Source organism: Hyphomonas sp. FCG-A18, assembly GCF_045287255.1.
Taxonomy (GTDB): domain Bacteria; phylum Pseudomonadota; class Alphaproteobacteria; order Caulobacterales; family Hyphomonadaceae; genus Henriciella.
In genome coordinates this window covers 1,464,990-1,478,591 of the sequence record NZ_CP137142.1, presented here as the reverse complement: position 1 = coordinate 1,478,591, position 13,602 = coordinate 1,464,990, and the positions used below count along the sequence as shown (strand labels likewise).

Below are 13,602 nucleotides of genomic sequence, written 5' to 3'. Positions count from 1 at the left end.
TCCCGAATCGGGTATAGGATTTTATATGGAACCCATCATCCAAATCGGTCAGACAGGCCTCGACCTGATCCACATTATCTCTGTGGGCCTTGCGCTGGCGCTCGGGATCACAGCTTTCCTGCTCAATGACCGCCGCAATCAGGAAAAGCAGGCCCGGCAAGAGGCTGAGGCTGACCTTGCGCTGGTCACCGAGAAGCTCGAAGACCAGCGAGCACTTGTTGAAGATGCAAAAGTTGAATTGGCCGAATTGCGGGGACAAACGGCGCGTGAGCGCGAACAGTTTGCTGAGATTGCCCAAGGGGTCATGCAGAAGACCCAAGCGCAGTTCATGCAGCTTGCCGATGAGACCTTCAAGAAACACCGGGAAGGCAGCAAGGGCGAGCTGAAGCAGCTCATGCAACCGATCGGGGAAAACTTTGACGCTTTCAAGAAACGCGTTGAAGCCATCGAAAAAGTTCGCGCCGAAGATAAATCGGTCATTCAGGAACAGGTCAAGGCGATTGGCGAAAGCCTGCACCGCAATACCGCGGAGACTGGAAAGCTTGTGAATGCTCTGACCGCACCGAAAGGTGGTGGCCGCTGGGGCGAGATGACCTTGCGCAATGTCATGGAGCAGGCGGGGTTATCAGCGCATTGCGATTTCAACGAGCAAGTCAGCGATGAGACAGAGGAAGGGCGCCAGCGCCCGGATGCGATTATCCATTTGCCGGGTGGTCGCGAGATCGTTGTCGACTCCAAGGTCTCTCTGAGCGCCTATATGGAAGCGGCGAGTGAAGGCGATCCAACCCAACGCGCCGTTCACCTTAAAGCCCATGCCGAAAGCGTCCGTCGCCATATCGAGGGGCTCGCGTCCAAACGCTATCAGGACAATCTTGAGGAGCGCGTGGACTTTGTTGCGATGTTCATTCCGGGTGAGAATTTCTTTGCCGCAGCGCTGGAATACTCGCCGGACCTTCTGGAGAAGGCTTATTCAAAAGGTGTGATTGTCACAACGCCATCTACGTTGATCGGCCTCGCCAAGACGGTCTCCTATGTCTGGCGGCAGGAAAAGATGACCGAGAATGCGCGTGAAGCGGCTAAGCTCGGCGAGGAGTTGTATAGCCGTATCGCGGTTATGGCTGAACATATCCAAAGACTGGGTAAGTCGCTTAATGGCGCTGTCGACAACTATAACAAGATGAGTTCGTCTCTGGATAAGCGTGTTTTACCGACCATGCGGAAGCTGGAAGACCTTTCCATTGCCCCGCCAGACAAGACGATTCCGGAGCCTAAACGCATCGAATCCAGCGCCGATACGAATGGGACAGCGCAGCTAGAGCTGATTGATAAAGCGTCCTGATATTGACCTTGGCCCATTCGCTGCATACCTGACACGCATGGCTATTCGAGAAATTCTGACCGTTCCTGATCCGCGTCTTAAAGAGGTGTCCAAACCTGTTGAAGGCGGCGTGACCGATGATATCCGCGCTTTGATGGATGACATGCTGGAAACCATGTATGACGCGCCGGGCATCGGCCTCGCTGCAATTCAGGTTGGTGTGCCCTTGCGTGTGATCGTGATGGATCTGGCTGGGGAAGGTGAGGAGCCACAACCCCGGTATTTCGTGAACCCTGAAATCCTGCCTCTGACGGAAGATACAGCGCCTTATGAAGAGGGCTGTCTTTCAGTGCCGGATGTCTTCGATGAAGTTGAGCGTCCGACGGAATGCCGTATCCGCTATCTCGACTATGACGGCAAAGAGGTCGAAGAGGTTGCAGAAGGCCTGTTTGCTGTCTGCATCCAGCATGAAATGGATCACCTTGAGGGCACACTTTTCATCGACCACTTGTCACGTCTGAAGCGGCAGAGAGCGGTTGATAAAGTCAAGAAAGCCAAGCGTTTACGTGCGAAAAGCGCGGCTTAGTCTTCGCTCTCCAACAGACCTGACAATTGAACGCGTCCGCCATCCAGAGTGATGGCTTCGCCTGTAATGATGTTGGATGCCGGGTTTGACAGGAATAGCGCCGTTTCGGCAATTTCTTCCGCGCTGGCTGGTCGCCCAATAGGGGTGCGTAGTTTCAACCAGGGTTCGCGACCCTCTGCGCGTGGGCGCAAGGCGACAACAGCATTCACACGCACATGTTCCGGTGCCAGCTCGACTGACGCCGACTTTACCACGCCAAGAATGGCTTTCTGGGTCACCCCTTCGCTGAACCAGCCCGGCTGGGACGCAACAGCGCCCAGAGACAGGACAAATGTAAACGTTCCTGCTTGCCGTGTACGGTCTGCAGCATTCTCGGGGTCTTGAATCTGCTCGATCATCTGATCTGAGAAAATGCGCAGCGCATTCACGCTGGCACGGATGACGGTCGTCAGCTTGTTCTCGAAGCCCTTGGTGTCGAGATCAAACAGGTTATCTGGCTCTGGAAGCGTCGGTACAGCAACGACATTGTCGATCCGGCCATAGCTTTCCAGGCACAAAGCCAACGCGTTCTTCAACCCGATTTTTGTGTGAACATCGCCATGATGTAGATCGACTTTATCGCCTAAGAGCTTTTCCAACTCAGAGAGCTGTTTCTCATCAGGGTCGACGGCGAGAACTGTGTGACCCGCATCAAGAAAGCGTCGGGCCACAGCTTCGCCAACAGTCTGGCCAAGGCCAATGATCAGGCTGACGGGTTTTTCCATGACAGCTCCTGTCTACGCAGTCTTAATGCGCAGACAGGAAAAAGAGGGGCGCGTCAACTTGCGCGCAGCATTCCTATTTCTTCTTTGAGGCGAAGTTTTTGCCTTTTAAGGTCTTTCAACACCGTCACGTCGGCTGACGGTCGCTTCTGTTCTTCGTTGATTTTCTCATCCAGTTGGGAGTGACGGCGGTTCAACTCTTCAATCCGACGGTTCAGGGACATAGGCTTCTCCTTCTCTTGGCTTTGAAAATCTGTGACTTTATAGCCACAGTAAATCACGAGGAGATACGCCTGTCACGTGTATTTCGACTCATATTTTGCGACGTTTAGCCTCTTGCGGCGTTTCCCTTACGCCGTGTTTTCGCAATGAACATGCGCTCATCCGCCTGATCGATCAGGCCTTCTGCGCTTAAGCCCCGGCGCCACGCGACAGTCCCGCAAGAAGCACCGACATGAACAGGTTCAATCGTTTTGTCTGCACTATCGCGCACGACAAGGCCGCTCAGCGCTTGTTCGAGATCAATCGCTTTGCGGCGCGCATCAGCATATTCTGCATGGGGCAGGAGGAGCGCAAATTCATCGCCGCCCAAACGCCCAGGAATGTCGGTCTGGCGCACATTTTCCAGAATGATCTGTGCAACGTGCAGTAAAACCCGGTCCCCGGTGGCATGGCCGAAGCGATCATTGACCAGTTTAAACCGATCAAGGTCGATATAGATCAGGCTTAAAGGCGTCCCATAACGTTCTGACAGCGCAATTTCCCGGCTTAACTCGCGGGTAAAAGCTCGGCGATTGAATAGAGGGCAAAGCGTGTCCCGGTCGGCGAGTGCTTCAGCATTCTTGAGCTGTGACAGAAGCTCATCCCGCTCGGCCCGCAGGCTGAGAATTTCCCCGGCCAATGCTTCCATGGTCGCCGCCAGGTCACGTGGCAGGGTATCCATCTCGATGCCCAATGCGCGCAACAGCGCGAGGCGAGTTGTATCGGAAGGCGCGGTGATCTCAGTCATCAAGATCAGCCTAGCGTGAGTGCACACGTTTGGACAGGTCTATCAGGTGGTTGACGATGGCGCGCGGATTCCTATTGTGCGCGCTTTGCATGGGGGCTCTTCATGGAGCAGACAGATTCCCGTCCACCAAAAGTCGGTGTCATCATGGGTAGCCAGTCAGACTGGCCCGTGATGCAAAAGGCCTGTGACATGCTTGACGAAATGGGCGTTGCCTATGAGACACGCATTGTCTCGGCGCATCGTACGCCGCAAAGACTGGTTGAGTATGCCAATAGCGCGAAGGATCGCGGGTTGAGCGTGATCATTGCCGGAGCGGGTGGCGCTGCGCACCTTCCGGGCATGGCCGCAGCGATGACACCCCTGCCAGTGCTGGGTGTCCCGGTTCAATCGCGCGCTTTGAATGGCTTCGATAGCCTGCTTTCGATTGCGCAGATGCCTAAAGGGGTGCCAGTTGGTACATTAGCGATTGGGGAGGCCGGTGCCGCCAATGCGGGTATTCTAGCCGCATCTATTGTCGCGCTTGAGGATCAGACTGTGGCTGAAAAGCTCGACGCTTTCCGGGCCAAGCAGACAGCGGCTGTGGGGGAGAAACCGGTTTGATCGCGCCTTTACCTGTCGGGGCAACAATCGGCATACTTGGAAATGGGCAATTGGGTCGAATGCTGGCCGAAGCTGCGGCGCGGCTTGGGTTTGATGTGTCCGTTTATGGGCCCGAGCCTGATAGTCCGGCCAGCCGTGTTGTCGCTTTAGAGGTTCGCGCGGATTACACTGATCTCGACGCGGTTATCGCATGGGGCAAAGCCTGTGATGTGGTGACCTATGAGTTTGAGAATGTGCCGGTTGCGACGGCGCAGGCGCTGATTGATGCAGGTGTCCTGGTCCGTCCGGGGGCGAAGCCTCTGGAAATGGCGCAGGATCGCGTCATCGAAAAAACCTTTCTGAAACAATGTGGTATCCCAACAGCTGATTTTGCCGGGATTGGTGCAGCATCCGAAATTGAGACGCCTCTCAATCAGTTTGGTGGCAAAGGCATCCTGAAGACACGGCGTGATGGCTATGATGGTAAAGGGCAGGTGCGGCTTGTAGCAGGTGATGACTTTGAGGAAGCCCATCATGCCTTGGCGTATGCGCCAGCAATTCTTGAAGCTTTCATCCCGTTTGAAAAGGAAGTTTCTGTCCTGATCGCGCGTGGCGCGGATGGTGAAACGCGGGTCTGGGATATTCCAGAGAATGGCCACGTGAATGGGATTTTGAGGACCTCAACGGTACCCGCAGAGGTGACAGAGAGCACCTCGCAGGAGACAAAGAGGGCAGCAAAGGCCCTTGCTGAAGCGCTCGATTATATCGGCGTTCTTGCACTGGAATTTTTTGTTCTGGAGAACGGGGATGTCGTCGCGAATGAGTTTGCCCCGCGTGTTCACAATTCCGGACACTGGACGCCAGAGGCTTGCGCGACAGGCCAGTTTGAACAGCATATTCGCGCCGTCGCAGGTTGGCCGCTTGGTCTGGTGACGCGTTATCATGATGTCGTCATGGAGAACCTGCTGGGCGATGAAATCCTTTCTACGGATCAGCGTCTCGCAGCCGGCGAGATCGTCACCCTATATGGTAAGCGAGAAGCCAAGCCCGGGCGCAAGATGGGGCATAGTGTAAGGAGGCTCACCTAATGGCTCAGATTCCATTTGCACAGATTGATGCGTTCGCGAGCCAACCCTTCGAGGGTAATCAGGCCTGCGTCATGCCATTGGAGGCCTGGCTGCCGGATGATGTCCTGCAAGCGATTGCGGCTGAGAATAATGTCGCAGAAACCGCCTATATCACTGCTGAGGGCCCCGCGCGCTGGAAGCTTCGCTGGTTCACCCCGGCGGTTGAAGTGCCACTCTGTGGTCACGCAACATTGGCGACCGCTCACTGGCTGTGGGCACATGGCGGTTTTGAAGGCGATAAGATCACATTTGAAACCGTCAAATCGGGTGAGCTCTATGTTTCGCGCCTGCCAGACGGGCGGCTAGAGATGGACTTCCCTGCGCCTGAGGTTTTTCCGATGGAGATTGATGAGGCGGTTGTAGAAGCCTTGGGCGCCCGGCCCGTGGAAGTCCTTGGTGGTCCTTTCTATGCGGCCATTTTCGAAACAGCCGCGCAGGTGAAAGCACTAAACCCTAATCATAGCGCATTGGCTCATCTTGGTATGACAGGTGATGGCTGGGAGCGGGGTAATTTTGGTTGCCTGGCTGTCGATGGCGATGGTGTGGACGTGACAAGTCGCTTCTTTGCCCCCGGCAGCGGGATTGAGGAAGATCCGGCAACAGGCAGTTGGCACTGTATGGTCGCGGCGATTATGGCGTCGCGCAAACAGGGCCCGATACAATGCTATCAAGCCTATCCGGGACGCGGTGCCCATATCGAGGTCGAGAAAAGAGCTGATCGCGTGAAACTGCGCGGGCGCTGTGTCACGGTGATTGAAGGCGCGTTTAATCTGTAATTGGCTGAGCTGTTTTCGTGCCGCGCTGGGCGAGCCAGACGCCAAGCAGGATTAAGGCAAAGGCGAGGGCTGCATTCCAGTCCTGAACCTCTTGGAAGGCGAAATAGCCAATAATCGCCGAGACGATTGGGATTGTGTATCCGGTCAGAGACAGGAAGGTCGCGCTCGTTCGTTTGATCAGGACCATATAGAGCACAGAGGCCATCGCTGTTGGCCCAATCCCCAAGCCAATCACCCCCAGTATTGCTGCGTTAGAGGGGGTGAGCGTGCTGAATTCGACACTCAACAGGAGTGGCCAGGTTGCCACCGCTCCAATCGATATAAAACCCGCTGAAAAGACAAAAGGCGGTATGTCTCGCGCATAGCGCGCCGTGATCGTCGAGATCGCGTAGAAAACCGTCCCGAGCAGGCAGAGGGCTTGTGCGGTCATGCTGGTAGACCCAAAGGCCGTGATCGCTTCGGGACCAAACAGAACGGCAACGCCCATAAATCCAACCCCAAGGCCAAGCGCTTTGCCTTTCGTCATCTGATCATCATGGAATAAGGCGTGGGCGAGCACGGAAACGAATAAAGGCGAGGCGGCTACATAAAGGGCTGCCAAGCTCGAATCGACGGTTTTCTGTGCTGTTGTAATAACAAAGAAAGGTGCCGCTGTGCCGACAATGCCCATCACAGCCATTGCGAGCCAGCTCTTCCAGGCGCTTAACGCCGGCCATTTCTGACGAGCGATGAAAGCGACGCAGAGTAAAATGATGCCGCCAAGGGTCAGACGGGCTGGGATAATGAACTGAGGCGGGAATCCGGATGCGGGATCAGACTGGCTCACTGCGATTCGCGTGAAGGCATATGCACTTGCCCAGATCAGAGTGACCGCTGCGAAGAGGGCCCAATCAACAGGTGTGCGATGCGTTGTCATTACGGCTCCAGCGTTTCCGCACGGGGTAATACTGTTTGCCAAAGGGTCAACTCTTGCGCACAGCGTAAGATAGGCCGTTGCGCCCTCAAGGCTCTGCGGTTAGGGCGAAGAGATGGAAGTCTTTTATCAGAGCCCTGCCACTTTTGTGCTTATCGCCGCAAATGTGATTGCCAGCATGATCGCCTTTTCCAATCCCCGGTTTATGGAGCAGAACCTGTTTCATGTTGGTCCTATCCTACAGGGCCGGGAATGGCATCGCATTGTCACGAGTGGTTTTCTCCATGGGGGCTTCTTTCACCTGCTGATCAATATGTATGTCCTGTATGGCTTCGGGCGCCTGCTGGAGCATCCGAATGTCCTTGGCACGGGTGGTTTTCTGATTGTCTATGGGGCCGCGCTCCTTGGCGGTAGTTTCTGGTCGTTGCTAGAGAACCGCCGAAAGCCTGACTATCGCGCGCTTGGGGCATCAGGAGCGACGTCCGGGATTATTTTGAGCGTCTGCCTGTTCGCTCCGTTTGCGACCTTGATCCTGTTTGTGATCCCGATGCCTGCTGTCGTTTTCGGCGTCGTTTTCATTGTTTTGAGCGCTGTTCTCGCGCAGCGCGAGAATAAGGTCATCGGGCATGAGGCGCATCTTGGCGGAGCGCTTGCCGGTCTCATCGCGACGATGTTGGTGCGCCCGGACGCTCTGTCGATTTTCTCCGAACAAGTCGCAGCTCGCCTTGGTGGGGGCTGAGCGGTATGGGCGTTGTTTCTGAAGCTCTTGCCGCCCGGATTGAGGCAGGGCAGCTTAACTCTGATCCCGCGCAAACCGAAGCGGCAAAGCGCCTTGATGCGGTTCTCGGGCGCCTGAAGGCAGGCGGCAAAGGCGGCTGGTTTTTCAGTAAGCCCAAAGCTGTTACCGGCCTTTATATGTGGGGTGGCGTTGGGCGTGGGAAATCCATGCTGATGGACCTCTTCCATGCGCATTCACCGGTAAAGTCCAAGCGCGTGCACTTCCATGAATTCATGGGCCGTGTGCATAGGCGTCTGACCAAAGCGCGGGCGGACACGTCCGTGAGTGATCCGATCCCACCCGTAGCCAAAGAGTTTGCCAGCGAGGTGCAGCTCCTCTGCTTTGACGAGTTTCAGGTGACCCAGATTGCTGATGCGATGATCCTCTCGCGTCTGTTTGAAGAATTGTTTGAACGCGGTGTCACGGTGGTCGCGACGTCCAATCGTCATCCCGATGAGCTGTACAAGAATGGCTTGAACCGGGAACTGTTCACGCCGTTTATTGGCTTACTCAAAGACCAGTGTGAGGTGTTCGAGCTGGCCTCGGAGCGTGACTATCGGCTTGAGCGTCTGACGGAGGCTCCGGTCTGGTATGTTGGCGCAGAGGGTGAGCATGCGCTGGACCGGGCGTTTGAGCGTTTGACCTTGGGCGCAGAGCCGCAGAGTTGTACGCTGACTGTACAGGGGCGAAAGCTGCAGGTTGAGCGTGAAGCCGCTGGGGTTGCCCGTTTCACCTTCGAGGAGCTGTGTAAAAGGCCGCTAGGGCCGCAGGATTATCTGACCATTGCTGCAACGTTCCACACCATCCTGCTCGACGATATTCCGGTCATGGCCCGTGACCAGCGCGATGAGGCAACCCGTTTCGTCAGTCTGATTGATGCCCTTTATGAGGCTAAGGTGAAGCTGGTGGCAACGGCGGAGGCAGACCCTGAAGCGCTATACACGATGGGAGATGGCAGCTTTGAATTTCAGCGCACGGTCAGCCGACTGCATGAAATGCGCTCGGTTGAGTATATGGCCGAAGAGCACGTCATACCCGAAGACCTTTGAGGCGTAGCCGCGCTCTCTCAGCGTATTAAGGGGAGGGAGGAAACGCCAAAAAAGCGCGGCGAGACAAGGGTCTCTAAAATCTATTACGAACGAAGCCGATCATTGGATCCATATGCGTGTGCTTTTTCTTAGTATCCGCTGGCATTGCCATCCTTGCGCATCTCTGTTGCGGCGATCCACGCCCCGGTTTCGAAATCGCGCATGATGGCCTGATACCCCCCGCCATTGGCCTGGCAGCATTTGACCGTATGGCCACGGCGTTCCAGTTCAGCGCGGGTTTCTTCTGGAATACCGCTTTCGAGCCAGATAACGCCCATATCGCTTTCGCATTCGTCGCCGCTTAGATTATCGGTTGGTTCGCAGCCGCCGCGATGTTCCCAGCGTGCTGCATCGCCAGCTTCTTGCAGACCCATATTGTAGTCGACAAGGTTCAGGATGATCTGAACGTGGCCTTGTGGCTGCATTCCGCCCCCCATCAGGCCGAAGCTGAGCCAGGGTTTAAACTCGCATTGCTTGAGGCTACGGGCTGGAAGCTCTGTATTGTTCCAGGTCGGCATTTCGCCACTCATGATATAGAAGTCCTGTATCCACGGATCGCACGTGCCTAAATCCGCTTTGAAAGCAAAGGCTGGAATAATCGTGTGGAAAGGTCGCTTGCCGGGCTCGAAGACATTTGGATGCTCTGGGTCGAGGCTGAAGAGCTGTCCGCGATCTTGTAGCATGAAACCAAGCCCATCCGGCACAAGGCCAGACCCCATGCCGCGATAATTCGATTGGATCAGCGACACCATCATGCCGTCTTTATCGGTTACGGTCAGATAGGTCGTGTCACCGTCTTCGAGCTTTTTGTCGGCTTTGGCGAAGCCGGGTGCAGGAGGCTCCATGGCCTGACTAATATCAATGGCGCGACCACGTTCTTCATTGTAACCAGGGCGAACAAATGTTGTTGGATCAATTCCGCTAAACGCTGGGTCCGCATATCCTGCTGCGCGATCAGCAAAGGCCAGACGCTTCGCCTCAACTTGCGCCATCAGGCTGTCAGCCGAGCCAAAACCCATGTCGCGCAGGTCGAACCGCTCCAGCATTTGTAGCATTTGCAGCGCCGCGACGCCTTGCGTGTTCGGGCCGAGTTCGCAGAGGGAGACTTCAGCGCGATAGGTAACGCAGATCGGCTCAATCCACTCACCTTCATGGGCGGCGAGGTCTTCATAGCTCATAAACCCGCCAATACGTTCCATATAGGCGTCCATCGTCCGCGCCAGTTCACCCTTGTAGAAGGCATCCCGGCCTTCGGTTGCGATTGCCTCAAGCGTGTTGGCAAGGTCCGGGTTACGGAACAGGCTGCCTTCGCGTGGCGCAGGGGAGAAATAGGTCGCTTTGGCGTTGGCATACTCTTCGAGCATGCCGCTTTCATAGGCTTCGGCCAGGCGCGTCTCATTGCGCCCCCAATAATAGGCGATGACTTCCGGAATGGGTGCGCCGTTGCGGGCATACTCAATCGTTGGGGTCAGGTTATCCTGCATCGGCAGACGGCCAAACTTTTCATGCAAGGCAAACCAGCCATCCACTGTACCCGGAACGCTTACTGGCGCGGCGCCAAAGGGCGGGATTTCTTCGCCGTCCTCATGCTCATCAGCGGCGGCCTGCATATCAGCTAGCGTTGCGCCCATTGGGCTGCGGCCAGAGCCATTATAGCCATAGAGCTGTTGCGTTTCGGGATCCCAGACAATGGCGAACAAGTCCCCGCCAATGCCATTGCCAGTTGGCTCAACCAGACCAAGCATTGCATTTGCAGCAATCGCGGCATCCATCGCGCTGCCGCCATCTTTCATGATGTCGAGTGCAACTTGCGTGGCGAGCGGATGAGCTGTCGCCGCGGCGGCATTTGGGGCGACCACAGCGCTTCGTGTGCCAATATCGCGGCCTGATGGCATCCGGTCTCCAGGGCCGGGCTTGGATATCTTCGGCGCAGCTGGTTCGGTGCTTTGAGCCGTTGCTATACCAGCGCTGAGCGATAGCGTCAGGGCGCTTGCAAGGAATGTGGTCAGGGCGCGCATCTCTGTGTCTCCTCCAGTTGGAAGGGAGACTAGGGCGTGTCGCCCAAGATGCAAATGACACTATTGTGCGCGGGTGGCGGTGACCGTCACGTCCACGGTCACGTCTTCGCCGACCCAATCAGCAGACGCGTCTGAATCTTGTCCAAGGTCGAGCGGTGTGCGTTGCAGGACGGTTTGCCCGGTCATGCTTGCTGTGTTGCCATCAAGACTCAGAGTAAAGGCAAAGGGTGCCTCGACGGTGATGCCTTTCAAGGTCAATCGCGCGGTGGAGGTGAACCCTGTGTCTTCCGAGCCAGTGATGTCGACAATCTCAACTTGCGCTGTCGGGAAGGCGGATGTGTTTAGCCATTCAGGGGCCGGAAGGCTGTCTGTATAAAGTTTCTGATTGGCCTGCGCGCTTTGCGTGGAGACGGTGACATTGACTTCAGCGCTTTCAGGCGCGGCAGGATCAAACCGGATGGCAGCATCCCAGTTGTCGAATGTCCCGGTATAGTCATTGCCATCATGGACGCCGCCAAAACGGATTTCAGATTGCTCATAGTCAACCTGCCAGTTGGTCGTGATCCCAGATGTGTTTTGAACCGGCGCGCCACCCCCGGAAATCGCCTTAATCAAGACTGGTGCGCCGGCAATCAGGATGAGAAGGCCAATTGCCGAACCAAACGCGGCCACGGCGCCATTGGCAGGCAGGGCTGGCGGCCGGGTTTCCCCGAACAGGCCCGGCATCATACGTTTCAGAACGCCTTCCTCTGCGCTGAACTCATGCTTGATGGCGCCTGCGATATGCAAAGCTAGCAGAGCGAATGTGACCCAGGCGAGTTTTGAGTGAATGAAATTGACCGCGCCACTGGCGCTTTCAGTCTTCAGACCTTCGACAAAGGGGATATCAGGCCAGCTGATGATACCGAAGAGCACGGTTGGGACGTCGAGCTTGACGCTAACCGAGCTGTAGAGCCAGCCAGTCAGGGGTAGCAGCAGCATTACGGCGTAAAAGCCAATATGAACCAAATGGCTGGCGGTTTTCTCCAGCGGCTTCATATCCTCGGGAAGGCCAGGCGGCGGGTTCATGACCCGCCAGAGAATGCGCGCAACGGTTAGCAGCAGGATCGTAATCCCGATCGACTTATGCAACTGGTACAGGAAGTATTGTCCTGGTGCTCCGTCCGGCAGGTCACCCATATACCAGCCACCAAAAATCATGCCGATAATGGCGATTGCGATCAGCCAGTGAAGGATTATCGCTACGGCTGTGTATCGTTCGCTGCGCGCACCCATATCTGGTTCCTATTCGTCCTGTACGAATTCGCCGGAAAACTCGACGGTCACTTCATCACCGATCAGAGGCAGGAAAGCACCCATACCCCATTCGGAACGCGTAATGGTCGTTGATGCGTTGAACCCGATCAAGTCACGTTCGCCAAGCCATGGCACATTCGTTGCGCCATTATAAGTAACATCCAGCGTGACAGGCTTGGTCTGGCCGAGGAAACCCAGATCACCTGTGACCTGACCTGTAAGGTCATCTGTGCGCGTGATCTCTGTTGAGGTGAAGGTGATTTCCGAAAACTCACCAGCGTTCAGCCATTGCGGATTCTGGGAGAGATCCTCATTCCAACTTTCATAAGGGCTGTCCTGATGTGAGCTTTTATAGTTGCCGGGATAATTGGTTTGGACGGCTGCGGGGTTGATCGTGACGGATAGGACTGCAGCCTCTGGCACGGCAGGGTCAAAGCTCAAGTCCGCGTCGAAATCTGTAAAGTTGACGCGATACTGCGAAAGGCCGCCACCATGTCCCACCTTGAAGGTCAGAAAGGCATGGTTCTTATCAAGGCTGTAGTCGCCAGCTGCGACATCGCGAAGTTTCTCATGCAGGCTATCCGGGGTATCAGCGACAGAGGGTGGCGTTTCAGCCTCGGTTGTCGATGTAGGCGATGTGTCTGCACCGCCACAGGCAGCAAGTGCCAGTCCTGCAGCAGACCCTAAAAGGATATGAAGTTTCATTGGATTAGTCCTTTGTGCTGGCCTGGCTATTCGTCTTGCAGGAACTCACCAGAGAATTCGATGGTCACATCACTTGAGACTGATCCGCCATTCGCGGTCAAACCCCACTCAGTGCGATCGATTGTGGTTGAGGCATTAAAGCCGAGCAAGTCACGCTGACCGAACCATGGCACATTGGTTGTGCCATTATAGGTGACGTCCAGAGTGACAGGCTTTGTCACGCCCAGAAAAGTCAGATCGCCGGTCACCGTACCAGCAAAATCACTGGTCAGGTCTGCAGAGGTCGACGTGAAGGTAATGGCAGGGAAGGCTTCGGCGTTGAAATAGTTTTCGCCCTTGGTCAGCTTGTCGTGCCATTCGATTTTCTTCTCAGCATCAGGATAATGCGTTTCAATGGCCAGCGGGTTGATGGTGACGCTAATGGTCGAGGCGGTTGGGTTCTCCGGGTTGAAATCCAGCGTGGCGTCAAAGTCGGTGAAGTTCACAGTGTAGTCAGAGATACCAATATGTTTCACCGACCAGGTCAGGAATGCATGGTTCTTTTCAAGGCTATAAGTGCCTTCATCCGCGCCGTTTAGGGTGACTTCAGCGCTGGCAGGAATGGCAAGCGCGAGGGCCGATACGGCAAGAGCTAGTGTACGCATGAGG

15 protein-coding genes are annotated in these 13,602 nt (G+C 55.7%); 7 read left to right on the top strand and 8 right to left on the bottom strand.

What is annotated here, in order from left to right; all coding sequences use genetic code 11:
* Window positions 1–25 precede the first annotated feature (25 nt).
* Window positions 26–1,339 carry a DNA recombination protein RmuC gene (locus RYZ27_RS07245; protein WP_406681727.1) on the top strand — a complete coding sequence of 438 codons (1,314 nt, stop codon included), beginning with the start codon at window positions 26–28 and terminating at the stop codon, window positions 1,337–1,339.
* A gap of 37 nt (window positions 1,340–1,376) precedes the next feature.
* Window positions 1,377–1,904, top strand: coding sequence for a peptide deformylase (def, locus tag RYZ27_RS07240; RefSeq protein WP_406681726.1), 528 nt, complete (start codon window positions 1,377–1,379; stop codon window positions 1,902–1,904).
* Here def and RYZ27_RS07235 read toward each other — a convergent pair.
* The 3 genes from RYZ27_RS07235 to RYZ27_RS07225 form a co-directional block, all read right to left on the bottom strand.
* Window positions 1,901–2,668, bottom strand: coding sequence for an SDR family NAD(P)-dependent oxidoreductase (locus RYZ27_RS07235; protein ID WP_406681725.1), 768 nt, complete (start codon window positions 2,666–2,668; stop codon window positions 1,901–1,903). The two genes, def and RYZ27_RS07235, sit on opposite strands and share 4 nt — an antisense overlap.
* A 53-nt stretch (window positions 2,669–2,721) precedes the next feature.
* Window positions 2,722–2,889 (bottom strand): YdcH family protein, encoded by a 168-nt coding sequence (locus RYZ27_RS07230; RefSeq protein WP_406681724.1) that lies wholly within the window; start codon window positions 2,887–2,889, stop codon window positions 2,722–2,724.
* A 104-nt stretch (window positions 2,890–2,993) separates the two neighbouring features.
* Complete coding sequence (locus RYZ27_RS07225; protein ID WP_406681723.1) at window positions 2,994–3,674, bottom strand: GGDEF domain-containing protein; 681 nt, start codon at window positions 3,672–3,674, stop codon at window positions 2,994–2,996.
* Between the two features lie 102 nt (window positions 3,675–3,776).
* On the opposite strand from RYZ27_RS07225, the gene purE reads away from it, so the two are divergent.
* Genes purE through RYZ27_RS07210 form a run of 3 tightly spaced genes read left to right on the top strand, consistent with a single transcriptional unit; the run spans window position 3,777 to window position 6,156 of the window.
* Complete coding sequence (purE, locus tag RYZ27_RS07220) at window positions 3,777–4,274, top strand: 5-(carboxyamino)imidazole ribonucleotide mutase (RefSeq protein ID WP_406681722.1); 498 nt, start codon at window positions 3,777–3,779, stop codon at window positions 4,272–4,274.
* The gene (locus RYZ27_RS07215; protein ID WP_406681721.1) at window positions 4,271–5,341 is read left to right on the top strand and encodes a 5-(carboxyamino)imidazole ribonucleotide synthase; all 1,071 of its coding nucleotides are present in this window, start codon (window positions 4,271–4,273) and stop codon (window positions 5,339–5,341) included. Before purE ends, RYZ27_RS07215 begins: the two co-directional genes overlap by 4 nt.
* Window positions 5,341–6,156 (top strand): PhzF family phenazine biosynthesis protein, encoded by an 816-nt coding sequence (locus RYZ27_RS07210; protein ID WP_406681720.1) that lies wholly within the window; start codon window positions 5,341–5,343, stop codon window positions 6,154–6,156. The genes RYZ27_RS07215 and RYZ27_RS07210 overlap by 1 nt, the downstream gene beginning before the upstream one ends.
* Here the strand turns inward: RYZ27_RS07210 and RYZ27_RS07205 are convergent.
* Window positions 6,146–7,072, bottom strand: coding sequence for a DMT family transporter (locus RYZ27_RS07205; protein ID WP_406681719.1), 927 nt, complete (start codon window positions 7,070–7,072; stop codon window positions 6,146–6,148). The genes RYZ27_RS07210 and RYZ27_RS07205 overlap by 11 nt on opposite strands.
* Before the next feature lie 112 nt (window positions 7,073–7,184).
* On the opposite strand from RYZ27_RS07205, the gene RYZ27_RS07200 reads away from it, so the two are divergent.
* Window positions 7,185–7,808 (top strand): rhomboid family intramembrane serine protease, encoded by a 624-nt coding sequence (locus tag RYZ27_RS07200; RefSeq protein ID WP_406681718.1) that lies wholly within the window; start codon window positions 7,185–7,187, stop codon window positions 7,806–7,808.
* A 5-nt stretch (window positions 7,809–7,813) separates the two neighbouring features.
* Complete coding sequence (zapE, locus tag RYZ27_RS07195; RefSeq protein ID WP_406681717.1) at window positions 7,814–8,896, top strand: cell division protein ZapE; 1,083 nt, start codon at window positions 7,814–7,816, stop codon at window positions 8,894–8,896.
* A gap of 128 nt (window positions 8,897–9,024) precedes the next feature.
* Here zapE and RYZ27_RS07190 read toward each other — a convergent pair whose 3' ends face one another.
* The 4 genes from RYZ27_RS07190 to RYZ27_RS07175 all read right to left on the bottom strand — a co-directional run bounded on the left by RYZ27_RS07190 (window position 9,025) and on the right by RYZ27_RS07175 (window position 13,598).
* Window positions 9,025–10,680 (bottom strand): gamma-glutamyltransferase family protein, encoded by a 1,656-nt coding sequence (locus RYZ27_RS07190; protein ID WP_406681772.1) that lies wholly within the window; start codon window positions 10,678–10,680, stop codon window positions 9,025–9,027.
* Between the two features lie 333 nt (window positions 10,681–11,013).
* The gene (locus RYZ27_RS07185; protein ID WP_406681716.1) at window positions 11,014–12,228 is read right to left on the bottom strand and encodes a cytochrome b/b6 domain-containing protein; all 1,215 of its coding nucleotides are present in this window, start codon (window positions 12,226–12,228) and stop codon (window positions 11,014–11,016) included.
* A gap of 9 nt (window positions 12,229–12,237) precedes the next feature.
* Window positions 12,238–12,954 (bottom strand): YceI family protein, encoded by a 717-nt coding sequence (locus RYZ27_RS07180; protein ID WP_406681715.1) that lies wholly within the window; start codon window positions 12,952–12,954, stop codon window positions 12,238–12,240.
* Window positions 12,955–12,980: 26 nt separating this feature from the next.
* Window positions 12,981–13,598: a YceI family protein gene (locus tag RYZ27_RS07175; RefSeq protein ID WP_406681713.1), complete on the bottom strand. Its 618-nt coding sequence runs from the start codon at window positions 13,596–13,598 to the stop codon at window positions 12,981–12,983.
* Window positions 13,599–13,602: the final 4 nt, after the last annotated feature.